Origin of the sequence: Rhizobium sp. GCM10022189 (assembly GCF_042656325.1) — a bacterium.
Classification (GTDB): Bacteria; Pseudomonadota; Alphaproteobacteria; order Rhizobiales; family Rhizobiaceae; genus Rhizobium.
In genome coordinates this window covers 72382-89807 of record NZ_JBHSOR010000012.1, presented here as the reverse complement: position 1 = coordinate 89807, position 17426 = coordinate 72382, and the positions used below count along the sequence as shown (strand labels likewise).

Here is a 17426-nt window from a genome sequence, read left to right as displayed (position 1 = left end):
CGGAAGTCGGCAACCGTCTTGAAGTCGGGGACAAGGCGCCGCATCAGCCACATGGCCTCGACGTTGCGGCGGCATTCCCGTTCCAGCCGACGCGACGAGCGCACCTCGTTGAAATAGCCGTAGATAGAGAGCTTCAAAAGATCGCGCGGATCGTAAGACGGTCGCCCAATCGACGGCGCAACCGCACGCTGGAAACCAAGTTCGGCCATGTTCAGCCGATCGACAAAGGCATCGATCACGCGCACAGCCGCATCCGCGGCAACATAATCCTCAATCCGATCAGGCAGCAAACATGCCTGACCTCGATCCGTTCCTGAAACATAACCCATGAAAATGGCCGCATCGTTTCCAATGCGGCCAGACTAACTGATTTGGCGAACTTATCACACAGGCTGCGAAGCCGCCCTTTCCTGGCCGATCGCGCGAAATCAGCGATTGGCGGCGATGATGCTGGAAATCACGCCGGTGGCGATGCCGACGAGAAGATAGTCGTTATCGGCCTTCACCCAGTGATAGCCGCGCGGCGGCGGTGCCAGGCGGTAGCGGCGGTAGTCGCGCACCTCGGCGTAGCGATGACGCTCGGCAGCCGACATGCGGTAGCCTCTGGACCAGTGCGGACGCACGACGACCTTCTTCTCGACCACGACAGGCGGACGGCGATGATCGGCCGCGCTCGCTTCGGATGCGACGATCGGCGAGAGCAGGAAAGAGGCGGAAAGAAGAGCTGCAAAAATCTTTTTCATGGGGGCTTCCTCGTGTTGAACACGCCCCGAAACTACGTCTTCGAAAATGAACGAATTCTGAAAATAAAATTAAAGATTTGTAATGGAATCGGACACTTATGTCTAATTCCTAATATTCTAATTTCGGCATAACGGACGATGGCAAGATCATGCCGCCAGGTGATCACGTCTGCGTAATCGGGCGGGCACGCCCCTTCTCCCCGCCGGGGAGAAGGAGAAATCACCGCGAAACCATCGCCATGTTTACCACGTCCACATACGTCCCATCCACGCAGAACGCGTCGCGGCTCACCCCTTCGTGCACGAATCCCACCCGCTCGTAGAGCCGGGTCGCCCGCACATTGTCGGCATGCACGCCGAGTTCGATGCGGATCATGCCCGCCGCGCGCGCCTGCGCTATCGCCGCCTCGATCAGCCGCCGCCCGATCCCCTGCCCGCGATAGGCCGGAACAAGGCCCATGCCGAGCGAGGCGCAATGGGCCTGCGAGGGAAAGAAGTGCCGGCGGATATCGCACCAGCCGACCACTTCGCCGCCGTCGAGAGCCACCAGATGCACATTGCCCTTGGCCATCGAGGACAGCGCGAACCCGCGCGTATCCTCGATCGGCGGCGCTTCGAGCAGCGTCAGATATTTCCGCTCGCGCGCCACCGTATCGAGAGCCCGGTGAAAACCCTCGACATGCTCTTCGGTCATGCGCTCGATCCGGATATTTCCGGCCATGCCAGCCCTCACAGTTCCTCGTAGCTGAACCAGTCGAAATCGGCCGTCTTTGCCCGTCCCGACGTATCGAAGGCGAAGACGCCGGCAAAGGCGCCGGTAAACGAGCCATGCTCGCCGCGCCCGCCCTCGTCCGAGACGACGCCGGCATCGAGAACCGGGCCGATCGGCTGCCAGGCGCCCTTGCCTTCCGTCTGCCAGAAGAATTGCAGGTCGTTGTCGCGGATTTCCATGGAAAGCTGCACGCGGCCCCCTGCCGGGATCGCCACGCCCGGTCCGGCCGGGAAGGTCATGCGCCCGTTCGGATAGTCGCCGTCGCAGGAAAAGATCGTGACGCAGCGGCCAAGCTTCTCATGCAGCGTGACGACCACGGCATGGAACTTGTGGCGGTTGTAATAATGCGTCAGGCCCGCCACCTGCTGATAGGTATCCGGATCGAACTCCACCACCGTCTCGGCACGGAAACTGTGATGCTCCTGCCGGCGGGCGACAAGCGCCTGCTCGAACCAGGAGCCGATGCTTTCGCGGCCGATCAGGCGCAGATGGCCGGGGCGGTCGGTCAGGTTGAAGATGCGCTCCGGCTGCGGCGTGCGCAGCCACTGGAAATCGGCGGGCAGCGTGCCGCCGTCGAAGGCATATTCGCTGCGAACAGGCTTTTCGGCGCGTGTCGCGCCGCCAAGACCCGGCACCTCGACTTCGGGTACGGTCGTGCCGTTTTCGAGATAGAGCCAGCCATCCTCGCGCCAGACGCATTTCTGCAGCGCGGTCTCGCGCCCCAGCGTGCAGCGCCGCTTCGGCGGCAGCGGCCGGCCGCAGAGATGGGTGTGATAGACCTGCCCGTCGGGCGTCTCCACATATTGCCCGTGCCCTGCCCGCTGCAGCACCGCTTCCGGATGGTCCTTGGAGGTAATCAGGTGCCGGTTCGGATGCAGCTCGTAAGGGCCCTCGATAGTGCGCGAGCGCGCCATCGTCACTGCATGGTCGTAACCCGTGCCGCCCTCGGCCGTCGTCAGATAATACCAGCCGTTTCTCTTGAAGAGATGCGGCCCCTCCACGAGGCCGAGCGGGCTGCCGGCAAAGATATTCCGGATCGGCCCCTTCAGCGCCTTGGCCTGCGGGTCCCATTCCTGCAGCAGGATGCCGTCGAAGGCGGGCGATTTCGGCGAACCGCCATAGCTCTCCGTGCGGTGGTTCCACTGCATGTTGATGAACCATTTGCGCCCGTCCTCGTCATGGAAGAGCGACGGGTCGAAGCCGGAGGAATTGACATAGACGGGCTCGGACCATTCGCCCTCGATGGTGGGCGAAGTGACGATGTAATTATGCGCATCCTTGAAATTGCCGTCGAAACGCTTGACGTCCGTATAGACGAGCCAGAACTGCCCGTCCGCATAGGAAAGGCACGGCGCCCAGATGCCGCAGCTGTCGGGATTGCCGCGCATGTCGAGCTGCGAGGCGCGCTCCAGCGGCCGGCGCACCAGCTTCCAGTTCACCAGATCGCGCGAATGGTGGATCTGCACGCCCGGATACCATTCGAACGTGGAGGTCGCGATATAATAATCGTCGCCGACGCGGCAGATGGACGGATCGGGATTGAAACCGGGCAGGATGGGATTGCGGATCATTGGCGGCTCCTCCAAAGGATAAACTGCGGTACGTACGTCAAACACAACGCCCTCATTCCTGTCCTCGGGCTTGTTCCGGGGATCATCACAGGAATCCAGCCGCCGCGCGTCTGCGCGGCGAAGAGACTCTTTTCAGCCCAAGGACTTGGGCTGGCTGGATCTCTGTGACGAGCACAGAGATGAGGAGAGATTGGGGCGATTGTGCTGCCCCAATCTCCCATTGAGATTTCTTTTGGGCCTAGCCTATTCCAGCTCGGCCGACTTGGCCCAGAGATTGATATCCGCCTCCTTGGCATAGACATCGATCTCCTTCAGCTCCTCGGCCGAAAAGTCGAGATTGTCGAGCGCGGCAACGCAATCGACGATCTGCGAGGAACGGCTGGCGCCGATCAGCGCCGAGGTCACGCGGCCGCCGCGCAGCACCCAGGCGATTGCCATCTGCGCCAGCGTCTGGCCGCGCTTTTCGGCGATCTCGTTGAGCTTGCGGATATTGTCGATGATGGCGGGGCGGATGAAGTCCTTCTTGAGGAAATGGTTCTGCGCCGCGCGGCTGTCGGAAGGAATGCCGCCGAGATATTTCGTCGTCAGCATGCCCTGGGCGAGCGGCGAGAAGACGATCGAGCCCATGCCGACCTCGTCGAGCGTATCGAGCAGCTTGTCGTCCTCGACCCAGCGGTTGAGCATGGAATAGCTCGGCTGGTGGATGAGGCAGGGCGTGCCGAGATCCTTCAGGATCGCGGCCGCCTCGCGGGTGCGCTGCGAGTTATAGGAGGAAATGCCGACATAGAGCGCGCGGCCGGAGCGCACGATATAGTCGAGCGCGCCGCAGGTCTCTTCCAGCGGCGTATCCGGGTCGAAACGGTGCGAATAGAAAATATCGACATAGTCGAGGCCCATGCGCTGAAGGCTCTGGTCGCAGGAGGCGACGAGATATTTGCGGCTGCCCCATTCGCCATAGGGGCCCGGCCACATGCCGTAGCCGGCCTTGGAGGAGATAATCAGCTCGTCGCGCAGGCCGGCAAAATCGGTGCGCAGGATTTCGCCGAAGGCCGTTTCGGCGCTGCCGGGAGGCGGGCCGTAATTGTTGGCGAGATCGAAATGGGTGATGCCGAGATCGAAGGCCGTGCGGCACATGTCGACCTTGCGGTCATGCGGGGTGTCGCCGCCGAAATTGTGCCACAGCCCCAGCGAAACGGCCGGCAGCTTCAGGCCGGAACGGCCCGTGCGGTTATATTTCATCTTCGAATAACGGTCTTCGGCCGGTTGCCAGCTCATCTGAGGTCTCCTCAACCTGTAAAAGTGCTTCCCTTTCGTATCCCGCGGTGCGGGCGAAAGCTGAAAACGTCGCGCCTCATGCGGGGGCCGGGCGCGACGGCACTATTGGATCAAGCACGCCGATACGGCAAGCGCGTGGCGGATGTTCTCGACAACTTCACATGCTGACATTGCCCGAAGGCACGCCACACCCGCCGATGCCGTCATGCTCGGGCTTGTCCCGAGCCTCTGCTGCGCTCCCGGCAGATCCTCGGCACAAGGCCGCGGATGACGCAAGCGCAGGAGCAAGCGCGCCGCACGACAAGCGCACGGCGCCCCCTCGCCTTACTTCAACAGCGCCTGCGCCTCTTCGATGCCGAGCGCCGCCGGCTGCGTGCAGGTGGTCGTCAGCTCGATGAACCGGCCTTCCGCACCCGACTTCAGGATCGAGGTCATGATGTCGACGCCGTGCAGCGTGCGGTCGAGCGAGCAGCGTGCGTCGCGGCCCTCGATCAGCGCCATCGCCATGTCGGCAAGGCCGGCCGTGCGGTAATTGGCGCGCGGGCCGTTCGGGCTGTCCTGGTTGAACTTGCCGAACGGATGCTCCCAGGCTTCCAGCGCCTTGATGTCCTTGTTGCGGCCGCTCGCCTCGACGACGCCGCCGAAGAAGTTCGGGTCCGGCACGTAGAGCGAACCGTCCGTGCCGTAGAGCTCCATATTGGCATGGCGGTGCGACCACACATCCCAGCTCGCCGTCAGCGTCACGGTCGCGCCCGAGACGAATTCGAGCAGCGCCTGGATCGTCGTCGGCGTCTTGACCGGGATGACCTCGCCATTGCGCGGCTGGCTGGTGATGGTGCGGGTTTCCGACGCCATCGAGGTCAGGCCGGCGACGCGCTTGACCGGCCCGATCAGGTTGATCAGGTTGGCGATGTAATACGGCCCCATGTCGAGGATCGGGCCGCCGCCCGGCAGGAAGAAGAAGTCCGGGTTCGGATGCCACATTTCCATGCCCGGCCCCATGACGTAGCAGGCGCCCGAGGTGATGCGGCCGATACCGCCGTCATCGACGAACTTGCGGGCGAGCTGGTGCGCGCCGCCGAGGAACGTATCGGGCGCGCAGCCGACGGCGAGGCCCTTTTCCTTGGCGATGCGGCGAAGCTCTTCGCCCTGCTCCAGCGAGAGCACGAGCGGCTTTTCCGAATAGACATGCTTGCCGGCTTCGAGCGCCGCCTTCGAGACCGGATAATGCGCGTCCGGTATCGTCAGGTTGACGACGACGTCGATCTCGTCATTGGCGAGAAGCTCGTCGATCGTCTGTGCCTTCACGCCATATTCTTCGGCGCGCTGCTTTGCCGCCTGCATGTTGATATCGGCGCAGGCGAGCACCTTCAGCCCCTTGAAGAGCGGGGCCAGCGAGAAATAGGTGGTGGAGATATTGCCGCATCCGATGATGCCGACGCCAAGTTCCCTGGTCATGGTTTGCCTCAATAGCTCTTGAAGGAAGCGATCGAGCGCGTGATGTTGCGGTCGATATCGTTCGGGTTGTCGTGCTCGACGACGAAATGCCTGGCCTTGGTCTTGGCCTTGACGACCGGCAGCAGCTTCGCCCAGCCGATCGTGCCGTGGCCGACATCGGCCCAGCCGCCTTCATCGGTTGCCTCGCCGGCCGGCGCGATATCCTTGACGTGGACGGCGCTGATGCGGTTTCCAAGCTTCTCGACCCAGGCATAGGGGTCGGCGCCGCCGCGAACGACCCAGGCAATATCGGCTTCCCAGGAAATATCGGGCGCGCCTTCGAAAATGCGCTCGATCGGCAGCGAGCCGTCCGAAAGCTTTACGAATTCGAAGTCGTGGTTGTGCCAGCCGAATTCATAGCCCGCATCCTTGTAGGGCTTGCTCATCTCATGCAGGCGCTTGCCGAAAGCCAGCCAGCCGGCGGCATCCTTCGGGCGCTGGTCGGGCATCAGGTGCGGCGCATAGATCGAATCCATGCCGAGGATCTTGGCGATCCTGAGCGACTTCTCCACCTCGCCGTCGAGGAAGTCCGGGCTGAAATGGCCGGTCGTCATCACCAGCCCGTTCTTGTCGAGATCGGCGCGCAGGCTCTTCAGGCCCGCCTCGTCGAGTTCGGCATAGATGCCGCCGAAACCTTCGACTTCGCCGTAGCCGGCCTTGCCGAGCTTTTCGAAAATCGCCGAAAGCGGCGGGAAATTGCGGGCGCTATAGAGCTGATAGCTGAGCTTGGTCATGTCATCCTCCTCGGGCCGCGTGCCCGTTCTCACGTAAGATCAATCTGCCGACTGGCAGGAATGCAGGTCGTAGAAGCGGAATTCCGGCAGCTTGCCCTTTTCGAGCGGCTTGGCCGGGGTAAAGGTGATGCGGCGGCTTTCGCCGGCCGCAAGGTCGAAGGCGTTGTCGGAATATTTGCCGTCCGTGTCGGTCTCGATCATCACGAAGAGCGCCAGTCCCCTGGCGGTGACGTTGATGTCGACCGAGCCGTTCGCCTCGACATATTCGTGCGTCACGGTCAGGCCGGCAGGCTCCAGTTCCAGCGCCTTGTAGGTGCCGTGGACATAATGCCCCTCGCCGCCCATGCCGTTCGACGCCGTGAAATGCCAGGCAAGCAGCGTGCCGGCGGGGATCTCGGACATGTCGAGCGTTGCGGCGGTGCAGGCCGCATCCGGCCCGCACATGGCCTGCACGTTCTTCAGGTGCCGGCGCTCGCCCTTCATGGTCAGGATCGAGATCGAAAGATCGACGCTGACATCGGCAAGCGTATCGTTGACCAGCGAGAAGCGGATCGACTTGCCGTCCTCGGACGGAATGGCGGCGACCGCCACCGGCTGGAAGAAGCGCTTGACGAGATAGTGCATCGCCTTCCAGCGACCGCCGTAATCGAGGCTCGACCAGGAGGCGACCGGCCAGGTGTCGTTGAGCTGCCAGTAGATCGTGCCCATGCAATGGGGTTTGAGCGAGCGCCAGTATTCCACCGCCGTCTTGATCGCCAGGCCCTGCTGGATCTGCGAGAGATAGACGAAGTTCGGGAAATCCTTCGGGAAGCGGAAATAGCGGAACATCGTGCCGGCAATACGCTCGTTGCCGCCGGCATTCTTCTGGTGCAGCTCCATGACGGGCGAAGCGACGTTCATGTCCTTGGCGTCGGCATAGGTCTTGATGACCGGCAGCGACGTATAGGACTGGAAGCCGAATTCCGAGCAGAAGCGCGGCCTGACCGAGCGGTAATTGTCGAACGACTTGTTCTCGTGCCAGACCGACCAGTAATGCATGTCGCCGGAACCGTCGGCATGCCAGGCATCGCCGAAATCGAGATAGCCGGAAGCCGGGCTCGACGGCCACCAGGTAGCACCCGGCATCGCTCTCTTCACCGCCTGCTCGATCGTGCGGTTGAGGCGGTCGTAGGACACGATATAGCGGTCGCGATCCTTGCGGGATTCCTCGAACCAGTTGAGCGCGCCGACGAGCTCGTTATCGCCGCACCAGAGCGCGATCGAGGCATGCGAGGAAAGCCGGCGAACCTGGTAATCCACCTCGGCCGCGACATTGTCGAGGAAGTCGTCGGTCGAGGGATAGAGGTTGCAGGCAAACATGAAGTCCTGCCAGACCATGAGGCCGAGCCGGTCGCAGATGTCGTAAAACCAGTCGTGCTCGTAAAAACCGCCGCCCCAGACGCGGATCATGTTCATGTTGGCGGCCTTGGCCGAGGCCAGCAGGTCCTCGGTCTTCTCCGGCGAGGAGAGCGAGAAGAGCGCATCGGCCGGAATCCAGTTGGCGCCGCGGCAGAAGATTTCCCGCCCGTTGACCTTGAAGGCGAAGCGGCTGCCGGCTTCGTCGGGCGTGGTTATCAGCTCGATCGTGCGCAGGCCGATCTGCTTCGTCACGCTCTCGGCGCCAAGCTCGACGGTGAGCGCATAGAGCGCCTGCTCGCCGCTGCCGGACGGCCACCACAGGCGCGGATTGCCGATCTCGAAGACGTGGTTGACATTGGTTTCGCCGGCATTGACGCCGACATCGAGCCGCACCCGCTCGCCGTCCAGATCGAAATGCAGCTGGGCGATGCCGGGGTCCTTGGCAAAGAGCGTTGCCGTGACCTGCAGCTCCACCGAGCCGTCGGCATTATGCGTCTGGCGCGTCAGCACATGCTCGATGCGCGCCGTCTCCAGTTTCCTCAGCGCGATCGTGCCGTAAAGGCCAAGCGGCGCAATGGCGATATTCCAGTCCCAGCCGAAATGGCACTGCGGCTTGCGCAGCATGTTGCCGTCGGGGATCGGCGAGTTGCCGGGATGGTAGGGAATGTAGAAGGGCTGCTTCTTCTGCCGCGCGGCACCTTCGGCAATGCTCGAATGCAGCACGATGCGGATTTTGTTTTCGCCCGCCTTCAGCAGGTTCGACACATCCGGCCGGTAGCGGCGGAACGCGTTGTCGGCCGAGAGCGCCAGACGGTCGTTCACATGGATTTCGGCAATCGTATCGAGGTAGTCGATATCGAGATACCAGTCCCCCTCCGCCTCCGGCAGATTGAAGCTGCGCTCGATCACCCAGTCACGATGCGCCACCCACTGCACCACTTCCTCATTGCGCCCGAAATAGGGATCGGGAATGAGATTGGCCCTGGCGAGCGCCGTATGCACGTCGCCCGGAAGCGTGATCGCGCTCCTGATTTCACCGTCGCTTGAAGAAAGTTGCCAGGAGCCGGACAGGTCGATGCTGGAAATAGTCGATTGGTGGGTCACGATATCGCTTCCGATCTACAATTCTGGAAAGGACGTCGCCTCCCCTCCCTCATTCCTGTGCCTGTCACAGGAATCCAGCCACCGCGCGTCCGCGCGGTGAATGACTCAGCCCCAAAAGGAAACAAGTCTCCCGTGCCCAAGGACTTGGGCACACTGGATTCCTGTGACAAGCACAGGAATGAGGGAATACGGAGCATCCGTCGAATTCCTAAGCAATGGCATAGCACTGAGCGGGCGGCACCGTCTCTGGACCCGCCCGCGGAATATTCTAGAGACGCACTTCGCTTTCGGCATCGAAGACCGAGGCAAGCGCCATGTCGAAGCTGAGCTTCACCTTGCTGCCGACATTGAATCGGCGCGCACCGTTGATGCGTACCGACATCGTGTGACCGGCATGTTTCAGCCAGAGCAGATTGTCGGCACCCATCGGCTCTTCGATATCGACGGTCGCATCATGCTCTTCGCCGCCGGCATTCTCGTTGACCTTGATATGTTCGGGGCGAACGCCGAGCACCACCTTGCGGCCGGGCTGCAGCTTCTCGTAGCCGTCATAGGCGGCAAGCGAGAAATTGACGCCGTTGGCGCTGAAGGCGAGCCCGTCGCCCGCCTTGACCAGTTCGCCGTGCAGGAAGTTCATCGACGGCGAGCCGATGAAGCCGGCGACGAAGAGATTGCGCGGCTTGTTGTAGATCGTCGTCGGATCGTCGAGCTGCTGGATAATGCCGCTCTTCATGATGGCGATACGGTCGGCAAGCGTCAGCGCCTCGATCTGGTCGTGCGTGACGTAGATCATCGTATTCTTCAGCGACTGGTGCAGGCGCTTGATTTCCACGCGCAGCTCCGAACGCAGCTTGGCATCGAGGTTGGACAGCGGCTCGTCGAAGAGGAAGACGTCGACATCGCGCACCAGCGCGCGGCCGATCGCCACGCGCTGGCGCTGGCCGCCGGAAAGCTCGGCCGGCTTGCGCTTGAGCAGCGGCTGGATCTGCAGGATCTCGGCCGCGCGCGCCACGCGCTTGTCGATCTCGGCCTGCGGCACCTTGGCGACGCGAAGGCCGAAGGAGAGGTTCTTTTCGACCGTCATCTGCGGATAAAGCGCATAGGACTGGAACACCATGCCGATGCCGCGGTCCTTCGGCTCTTCCCAGGTGACGTTCTTGCCCTTGATGAAGATCTGCCCTTCCGAGGCGTCGAGCAGTCCGGCGATGCAGTTCAGCAGGGTCGACTTGCCGCAGCCCGAAGAGCCGAGCAGCACCAGGAATTCGCCGTCGTTGATATCGAGGTTCAGATCCTTGAGCACGCTGACCGCGCCGAAGTTCAGCGACAGGTCCTTGATGGAAACACTTGCATTCATGTTCATGGGATCAACCCTTCACTGCGCCGGCGGCGATGCCACGGACGAAAAGCCGCCCCGACACGAAATAGACGACGAGCGGCACAAGTCCTGTCAGGATCGTTGCCGCCATGTTGACGTTGTATTCCTTCACGCCCTGGACGGAATTGACGATGTTGTTGAGCTGCACGGTCATCGGATAGGTATCCGGCCGGGTGAAGACCACGCCGAACAGGAAGTCGTTCCAGATGCCCGTCACCTGCAGGATCATCGCGACGACGAAGATCGGCAGCGACATCGGCAGCATGATCTGCAGGAAGATGTGCCAGAAGCCCGCCCCGTCGACACGCGCCGCCTTGAACAGTTCCTCCGGCAGCGACACGAAGTAGTTGCGGAAGAGCAGCGTCAGGATCGGCATGCCGAAGATCGAATGCACGATGACGAGGCCCGTCAGCGACCCGTAGATGCCGATTTCGCGCAGGATGATGACGATCGGATAGATCATCACCTGATAGGGAATGAAGGCGCCGATGATGAGGATGGAAAAGAAGAATTCCGATCCCTTGAAACGCCAGTTCGCCAGCGCATAACCGTTGACCGAGGCGATCGCGATGGAGACGACGACCGAGGGAACGGTGATGCGCACGGAATTCCAGAACCCGCGCGAAAGACCGTCGCAGTTAAGCCCGGTGCAGGCCGTTGCCCAGGCCTTGACCCAGGGCTCGAAGGTGATTTCCATCGGCGGCGCGAAGATGTTGCCGAGCCGGATTTCCGGCATCCCCTTCAGCGAGGTGACGACCATCACGTAAAGCGGGACCATGTAATAGACGGCGGCCACGAAAAGCGTGCCGTAGACGATGATGTTGCGCGCCGATACGACCGGCCGCGGCTTTGGCCCTGCCGGACCGGAAACCGCCTTCTTCTCGAAGGGGATGCCGCCGCCGTCGACGGCCTTGAGAGCGATCTTGTCAGCCACGTTTGCGCCCTCCGCCAAATTCAAGATATGCCCAGGGAATGATGATGATCGCCACAGTGATCAGCATCATGGTCGACGCTGCGAAACCCTGGCCGAGATTCTGTGCCTGGAACATGTAGTCGTAGACGTATTTCGCCGGCACTTCCGACGAGATGCCCGGACCGCCGCTGGTCTGGGCGACGACGAGGTCGTAGACCTTGACGATGCCGCTGGCGATGATGACGAGCGTGGTGATGAAGACCGGCCGCATCATCGGGATGACGACGAAGAGATAGGTGCGCCACATCGGAATGCCGTCGACGCGGGCCGCCTTCCAGATATCCTCGTCGATGCCGCGAAGCCCCGCCAGCATCAGGCACATCACGAGGCCGGTGCCCTGCCAGAGGGCGGCGATCAGAACCCCGTAGATGACGATTTCAGGCGTATAGAGCGGATCGAAGGTGAAGCTCGTCCATCCGAGCGACCGCACCACCGCCTGAACGCCGAATTCCGGGTTGAGGATCCACTGCCACACGAGGCCGGTGACGATGAAGGACAGCGCGAACGGATAGAGGAAGATCGTGCGGAACGTGTTCTCGAAACGGATCTTCTGATCCATGAGAGCCGCCAGCAGGAAACCGATGACCAGGCTGAAGATCAGCGACAGAATGCCGTAAATCGCCAGGTTCTCGATGGACACGACCCAGCGCGGGGCGGACCAGAGACGCTGATATTGCTCGAAGCCGACAAAGGTCAGGCGCGGCAGCAGCTTGGAATTGGTGAAGGAATAAACCACCGTCCAGATCGTGCCACCGAGAAAGATGACCATGGCGGTGAGGATCATGGGAATGGAAGCAATCTTCGAATTCAGATTGCGAAACAATTTAAACGGTCGGCCCGCTTTCGCTTGACCTGTCATTGAGTTTCCTCCTGAAGCACAGTCGCTTCGGTGATCGGGGCGCCGTCCGAAGAGGCCCGCCCTTCCCGTCCCTGCCACGTCGGCCATGCGGTCTTGGGCGACCGCAGCCGGTGTGACGCGCCGTCGCCGGCTGGATCGCAGATCCGTCGGCGCGGTCCGGCCCTGCGGCAAGCGGGGCCGGACCTGTTAGGCTTGAGGACCGAGGATCAGTCGGCAGCGGCGATGATGTCGGCGAAGCGCTTCTGGGCTGCGTCGGGCGTCATCGTCTCATTGGCGAAGAACTCGGCGAAGAGGTCTTCGATCTGCTTTGTCGTATCCGGCGAAGCGAGCTGATCGGAGCTGGTGACGATATTGCCCTTGGCGAGGATATCGAGACCCTTCTTCATGCAGTCGTTGGCGGCGGCGAGATCGACGTCGCCGCGAACCGGCAGCGAGCCCTTCTTCAGGTTGAAGGCAACCTGGGTCTTCGGGTCGAGAAGTGTCGCGGCAAGCACGTCCTGAGCCTTGGCCTTTTCCGCATCCTTCTGGAGCGGGAAGTAGAAGGCGTCACCGCTGGTCGAGATGATCTCGTTCACGCCGAGGCCCGGAAGGCAGGTATAGTCCTTGCCGGCAACCTGCTTGGCGACCTGGAATTCGCCCTGCGCCCAGTCACCCATGATCTGGCCGCCGGCCTTGCCGGTGATGACGAGGTTGGTGGCCTGGTTCCAGTCCTGCACGTTGCTGCCCTTGGACATGCGGCGCGCATCGTCGGCAGCCTTGAACACCTTGGCAATTTCCGGTCCGGCCGCAACCTTGGCGTCCTTGTCCTTGAAGACCTTCAGGTAGTTGTCCTTGCCGCCGATGGCGATCATCAGAACGTTGAAGGCGCCGCTGGCCTGCCAGCCCTGACCGCCGACAGCAAGAGGAACGATCCCGGCCTTTTCCAGAGCCGGAGCGGCGGCGACGAATTCATCCCAGTTCTTCGGAACCGGCACGCCGGCCTTCGCGAAGGCCGCGTTCGACAGCCACAGCCACTGCCAGGAGTGGATGTTGACGGGCGCGCAATAGATCTTGCCGTCGATCGTGCAGGAATCGAGCAGGGGCGACGGACGGATGATGTCCTTCCACTTGCCTGCGGTCGCCACGTCGGTCAGGTCCTTCATGAGGCCGGCCTGGACAAGTTCCTCGGCCTGACGGCCATGGTTGAACTGGGTCGCACCCATCGGGTCGCCGCCGGTGATGCGGCTGATCATGATCGGACGCGCGGTGCTGCCGGAGCCGGCGATTGCGCCGTCAACCCAGTGATTGCCGGTGGCGTCGAATGCCTTTGCGAGCTCGGCCACGGCGGCGGCCTCACCGCCCGAAGTCCACCAGTGGGTGACTTCGAGATCGGTCGCGTTGGCGGCGCCGAACGGGATGACCACGGAAGCGGCAAGCACGGCCGCCATCATACGGATTTTCATGAGTTCTCCTCCCTCACTGAAACGTTGCCGGAAAAACTTAGAGCAATCGATTTATCCGCGCAACCGCCCGCTCGCAAAATTTTCTGTGAAAGACGTCAATACAGCCTGTGGCTGCAATCATCCGCCCCATCCCGGCTCCATGAGAAAAGCGTAAGCAAGCGATCTCGCAAGTGCAGCATCCGAACAAACTAATGATTTTTCTGATTAATTTTTGAATAATCCGACAATTTCCCCTGTTGTGGATTTCGCGGGCGCAAAAAATCGCGGGACAGGCAGGCGATTCAACCAGAGAGGACTGCTCTGCAACGCTGATCAGAAAAAAGGCTCGACATTTCTACTGTATCGTTACAGATTGTTTCGCTCAGGGAGGAGAGCTTTTTCCACGCCGGCATGCTTACAGCGTGGAAAAAAGCCTCTATAAGGCGAAGCAAATCGCGCGAGGCGGGCCTAGAGGGATGGAAAACAACGGAAATTTCGGCGGAGCTGCATCCGGTTCCGTTCAGCGCGAACGCCCGACATTGAAGACGATCGCCTTCATGACGGGTCTCGGCGTGACGACCGTGTCGCGGGCGCTGAAGGACGCACCGGACATTGGCGCGGAAACGAAGGAGCGGGTGCGCATGGTTGCCCGCCAGCTCGGCTACCAGCCGAACAGGGCCGGCGTGCGTCTGAGAACCGGCAAGACCAACGTCATCGCCCTCGTCCTCAGCATCGACGAGGAGATTATGGGCTTTTCCAGCCAGATGGTCTTCGGCATTTCCGAAGTGCTGACCGGCACGCCCTACCATATCGTCGTCACCCCGCATTCGCACAGCAAGGACCCCATGCTGCCGGTGCGCTATATCCTCGACACGGGCTCGGCCGACGGCGTCATCATTTCCCGCGTCGAGCCTGACGATCCGCGCGTGCGCCTGCTCGTCGAAAGCGGCATGCCCTTTACCACCCACGGCCGCACCGATGGCGGGCTCATGCATCCCTATCACGACTTCGACAACGAGGCTTACGCCCATCAGGCCGTGCAGAAGCTCGTCAGCCGCGGCCGCAAGCGCATCGCGCTGCTGCAGCCGCCGAGCAAGCTCACCTACTATACCCATACCCGCATCGGCTTTCAGACCGGCCTGCACGATTACGGCGCCGAAGAGGTGCCGCTGCGCGTCAATATCGACGCCCCGCTTGCCGAGATCCGCGACGCGGTGGAGCAGATGATGCGCTCGCCCGGCGCCCCCGACGGCATCGTCTCCTCGGCCGGCAGCGCCACCATCGCCGTCAATGCCGGCATCGAGGCCGCCGGCAAGCGCCTCGGCCACGACGTCGACCTCGTCTCCAAACAATCCGCCCCGATCCTCAACTGGATCCGCCCGGAAATCATCGCCGCCTACGAAGACGTCCGCCACGCCGGCCGCGAAATGGCCAAACAGGTGATCGCCCGCATCGATGGCGTGGATGCCGAGCTGCTGCAGTCGATCAGCAAGCCGGAATGGCCGAACGGGCGGTAAGCATCCAGGACGACAGTCACGCTGACGTTCGAGCGCGGAGAGATACATGCGAAAAATCGAGATACCGACCGAACGCACGATCCTCAGCTCCTTCAGGGCAGAGGATGCCAGTGAAGTTTTCGCCTGTATCTCCCCCGAGATCACCCGCTTCACCGCCTGGCAAGCGCCGGCGAGCGAGGCGGCCTTTGCCGAAGTCTGGCAGAGCTGGCTCCCTGCAATGGAAGATGGATTGGAACTCACGCTCGTCCCCCGCTGCCGGGAGGATAGCCGCTGCCTCGGCATTCTCGGCGTGCACGCCATCAAATCGGACACACCGGAGCTCGGAATCTGGCTACGCCGCGATGTGCATGGCAAGCGCCTCGGTAGCGAACTGATCGGCGCAGTGGCAAGATGGGTGAGCAGAACGCAGACGGTGCGCTATTTCGAATACCCGGTCGCCGAGGAAAACCTTGCCAGCAGGAGGATTGCCGAAGCCTACGGCGGCGAGGTCAGGGAACGCCGTCAGACCCCCAAATACGGTTGCGTCGTCTATCACATTCCGCCGATATTGCCCTGAACGGGCGTTCTCAGGGGAGAGGCATTTGTGCCGTCGCCGGGAAGGCGGAGACGGTGCGGCATGTCCCTTTCCCGAAGAATGCGTGACGCAGCATCAAAAACCTCGCTGCAGCGATCAGCCACTGACGGCTGCATGACAAAAAGCCCGGCGCGATGGCCGGGCTCTTCGTCACTATCCGCACAAACCTCAGAAGGTCGAGGCACCGCTGCCCCAGGGGCCGTGGTGGAAGTCCTTGCCGTCGAGGCGGTCGAAGCCGTGGGCGCCGAAGAAGTCGCGCTGCGCCTGGATGAGGTTGGCAGTGCCGCGGCCCTGGCGGTAGGCGTCGAAATAGGTGAGCGCCGAGGCCAGTGCCGGCACCGGCAGGCCGGCCGCCATTGCTGCGGTCACGACGCGGCGGAGCGCCGGGATCGATTCCTTGACCATGGCCGAAAACGCCGGCGTGACGATGAGGTTTGCCGCATCGGGCGCATCCGTAAACGCCTTGGTGATCTCGTCGAGGAACTGCGAGCGGATGATGCAGCCGGCGCGCCAGATACGGGCGATCGTCGGCATCGGCAGCGACCAGTTGAACTCCTTGGAGGCTTCCGCCATGACGGCAAAGCCCTGCGCATAGGCGCCGATCTTGCCGGCAAACAGCGCCAGTTCCAGGTCCTTGTTGAAGTCTGGGCCGTAGGCGACCGGGAAGGCCGCGCCGAGATCGCCGAAGATCTCCTGGGCGGCTTCGCGCTGTTCCTTCATCGACGACAGGCTGCGGGCGGCAACGGCGGCTTCGATGCCGGTTGCCGGAATGCCCATGTTCTGCGCTTCGATCGCCGACCACTTGCCGGTGCCCTTCTGGCCGGCCTTGTCGAGGATCATGTCGACCATCGGCGTCTTGGAGATCGGGTCGGTGGCGGCCAGAACCTTTTCGGAGATTTCGATCAGGTAGGAATTCAGGCGGCCCTTGTTCCACTCGCCGAAAATGCCGGAAATTTCCGACGCGCTCTTGCCGAGGCCGTCGCGCAGGATGCCGTAGATTTCGGCGATCATCTGCATGTCGGCATATTCGATGCCGTTATGGATCGTCTTGACGAAATGGCCCGCACCGTCGTTGCCGAGCCATGCGACGCAGGGGGCGCCATCATATTTGGCGGCGATCGAGGTCAGCACCTTCTCGACGCGCTTCCACGAATCTTCCGTGCCGCCGACCATGATCGACGGGCCGTGGCGGGCACCTTCCTCGCCGCCCGAAACGCCCATGCCGATGAAGGTCAGGCCCGTATCCTTGAGGCGGTCGAAGCGGGCGACCGTATCGCGGAAGTTGGCGTTGCCGGCATCGATCATGATGTCGTTCTTCTGCAGGTGCGGGCGAAGCGCCTCCATCTGCTGGTCTACGGCTTCGCCTGCCTTGATCATGATGATGATCGGCCGCGGCGGGCGGATCGCCTCGACGAATTCCTCGATCGTCTTGCAGGGAATGATCTGCTTCTTGAGATCGCCGGCGCTTTCGTAGAATTCATCCGTTTTTTCAGGAGTGCGGTTGAAAACCGCGATCTTGTTGCCCTTTTCCGCAATGTTGAGCGCCAGGTTGGAACCCATGACGGCAAGGCCGATCAGTCCGATTTCTGCCTTTTCCACGACAAACCTCCGAT

At 62.0% G+C, this 17426-nt stretch carries 15 protein-coding genes; 2 read left to right on the top strand and 13 right to left on the bottom strand.

Features of this window, described 5'->3' with window-relative positions; translation table 11 throughout:
• The 12 genes from ACFPWW_RS09770 to ACFPWW_RS09715 form a co-directional block, all read right to left on the bottom strand.
• The coding region (locus ACFPWW_RS09770) for a transposase (protein WP_377311504.1) at positions 1 to 329 on the bottom strand (329 nt) is incomplete at its 3' end.
• 99 nt (positions 330 to 428) lie between these two features.
• Positions 429 to 743, bottom strand: a complete 315-nt coding sequence (locus tag ACFPWW_RS09765) for an RcnB family protein (RefSeq protein WP_377311503.1) — start codon at positions 741 to 743, stop codon at positions 429 to 431.
• Between the two features lie 220 nt (positions 744 to 963).
• Positions 964 to 1464, bottom strand: coding sequence for a GNAT family N-acetyltransferase (locus tag ACFPWW_RS09760; protein WP_377311502.1), 501 nt, complete (start codon positions 1462 to 1464; stop codon positions 964 to 966).
• Between the two features lie 8 nt (positions 1465 to 1472).
• Positions 1473 to 3086 (bottom strand): glycoside hydrolase family 43 protein, encoded by a 1614-nt coding sequence (locus ACFPWW_RS09755; RefSeq protein WP_112755049.1) that lies wholly within the window; start codon positions 3084 to 3086, stop codon positions 1473 to 1475.
• Positions 3087 to 3329: 243 nt separating this feature from the next.
• Positions 3330 to 4361 (bottom strand): L-glyceraldehyde 3-phosphate reductase, encoded by a 1032-nt coding sequence (gene mgrA, locus ACFPWW_RS09750; protein ID WP_112569742.1) that lies wholly within the window; start codon positions 4359 to 4361, stop codon positions 3330 to 3332.
• A 324-nt stretch (positions 4362 to 4685) separates the two neighbouring features.
• Positions 4686 to 5819 (bottom strand): Gfo/Idh/MocA family protein, encoded by a 1134-nt coding sequence (locus ACFPWW_RS09745; RefSeq protein WP_112569740.1) that lies wholly within the window; start codon positions 5817 to 5819, stop codon positions 4686 to 4688.
• An 8-nt stretch (positions 5820 to 5827) separates the two neighbouring features.
• Positions 5828 to 6592, bottom strand: coding sequence for a sugar phosphate isomerase/epimerase family protein (locus ACFPWW_RS09740; protein ID WP_112569738.1), 765 nt, complete (start codon positions 6590 to 6592; stop codon positions 5828 to 5830).
• Positions 6593 to 6631: 39 nt separating this feature from the next.
• Positions 6632 to 9094, bottom strand: a complete 2463-nt coding sequence (locus ACFPWW_RS09735; RefSeq protein WP_377311501.1) for a beta-mannosidase — start codon at positions 9092 to 9094, stop codon at positions 6632 to 6634.
• Between the two features lie 268 nt (positions 9095 to 9362).
• The gene (locus tag ACFPWW_RS09730; RefSeq protein WP_377311500.1) at positions 9363 to 10454 is read right to left on the bottom strand and encodes an ABC transporter ATP-binding protein; all 1092 of its coding nucleotides are present in this window, start codon (positions 10452 to 10454) and stop codon (positions 9363 to 9365) included.
• Positions 10455 to 10458: 4 nt separating this feature from the next.
• Positions 10459 to 11391 carry a carbohydrate ABC transporter permease gene (locus ACFPWW_RS09725; RefSeq protein ID WP_112703335.1) on the bottom strand — a complete coding sequence of 311 codons (933 nt, stop codon included), beginning with the start codon at positions 11389 to 11391 and terminating at the stop codon, positions 10459 to 10461.
• 4 nt (positions 11392 to 11395) lie between these two features.
• Positions 11396 to 12301 carry a carbohydrate ABC transporter permease gene (locus tag ACFPWW_RS09720; protein WP_377311499.1) on the bottom strand — a complete coding sequence of 302 codons (906 nt, stop codon included), beginning with the start codon at positions 12299 to 12301 and terminating at the stop codon, positions 11396 to 11398.
• Between the two features lie 206 nt (positions 12302 to 12507).
• Positions 12508 to 13743 carry an ABC transporter substrate-binding protein gene (locus tag ACFPWW_RS09715; RefSeq protein WP_377311498.1) on the bottom strand — a complete coding sequence of 412 codons (1236 nt, stop codon included), beginning with the start codon at positions 13741 to 13743 and terminating at the stop codon, positions 12508 to 12510.
• A gap of 455 nt (positions 13744 to 14198) precedes the next feature.
• On the opposite strand from ACFPWW_RS09715, the gene ACFPWW_RS09710 reads away from it, so the two are divergent.
• Positions 14199 to 15239 carry a LacI family transcriptional regulator gene (locus tag ACFPWW_RS09710; protein ID WP_377311497.1) on the top strand — a complete coding sequence of 347 codons (1041 nt, stop codon included), beginning with the start codon at positions 14199 to 14201 and terminating at the stop codon, positions 15237 to 15239.
• Positions 15240 to 15285: 46 nt separating this feature from the next.
• A complete protein-coding gene (locus ACFPWW_RS09705; protein ID WP_112753402.1) occupies positions 15286 to 15795 on the top strand; it encodes a GNAT family N-acetyltransferase in 510 nt (169 codons plus the stop codon).
• A gap of 186 nt (positions 15796 to 15981) precedes the next feature.
• Here ACFPWW_RS09705 and gndA read toward each other — a convergent pair whose 3' ends face one another.
• Positions 15982 to 17412 (bottom strand): NADP-dependent phosphogluconate dehydrogenase, encoded by a 1431-nt coding sequence (gndA, locus tag ACFPWW_RS09700; protein ID WP_377311496.1) that lies wholly within the window; start codon positions 17410 to 17412, stop codon positions 15982 to 15984.
• Positions 17413 to 17426 lie beyond the last annotated feature (14 nt).

Bases quoted from the DNA above. Each gene is read 5' to 3' on its own strand.
- ACFPWW_RS09765 (WP_377311503.1), bottom strand. From the start codon at position 743: ATGAAAAAGATTTTTGCAGCTCTTCTTTCCGCCTCTTTCCTGCTCTCG.
- mgrA (WP_112569742.1), bottom strand. From the start codon at position 4,361: ATGAGCTGGCAACCGGCCGAAGACCGTTATTCGAAGATGAAATATAAC.
- ACFPWW_RS09705 (WP_112753402.1), top strand. From the start codon at position 15,286: ATGCGAAAAATCGAGATACCGACCGAACGCACGATCCTCAGCTCCTTC.
- ACFPWW_RS09740 (WP_112569738.1), bottom strand. From the start codon at position 6,592: ATGACCAAGCTCAGCTATCAGCTCTATAGCGCCCGCAATTTCCCGCCG.
- ACFPWW_RS09745 (WP_112569740.1), bottom strand. From the start codon at position 5,819: ATGACCAGGGAACTTGGCGTCGGCATCATCGGATGCGGCAATATCTCC.
- ACFPWW_RS09710 (WP_377311497.1), top strand. From the start codon at position 14,199: ATGGAAAACAACGGAAATTTCGGCGGAGCTGCATCCGGTTCCGTTCAG.
- ACFPWW_RS09715 (WP_377311498.1), bottom strand. From the start codon at position 13,743: ATGAAAATCCGTATGATGGCGGCCGTGCTTGCCGCTTCCGTGGTCATC.
- ACFPWW_RS09755 (WP_112755049.1), bottom strand. From the start codon at position 3,086: ATGATCCGCAATCCCATCCTGCCCGGTTTCAATCCCGATCCGTCCATC.
- ACFPWW_RS09720 (WP_377311499.1), bottom strand. From the start codon at position 12,301: ATGACAGGTCAAGCGAAAGCGGGCCGACCGTTTAAATTGTTTCGCAAT.
- ACFPWW_RS09730 (WP_377311500.1), bottom strand. From the start codon at position 10,454: ATGAACATGAATGCAAGTGTTTCCATCAAGGACCTGTCGCTGAACTTC.
- ACFPWW_RS09760 (WP_377311502.1), bottom strand. From the start codon at position 1,464: ATGGCCGGAAATATCCGGATCGAGCGCATGACCGAAGAGCATGTCGAG.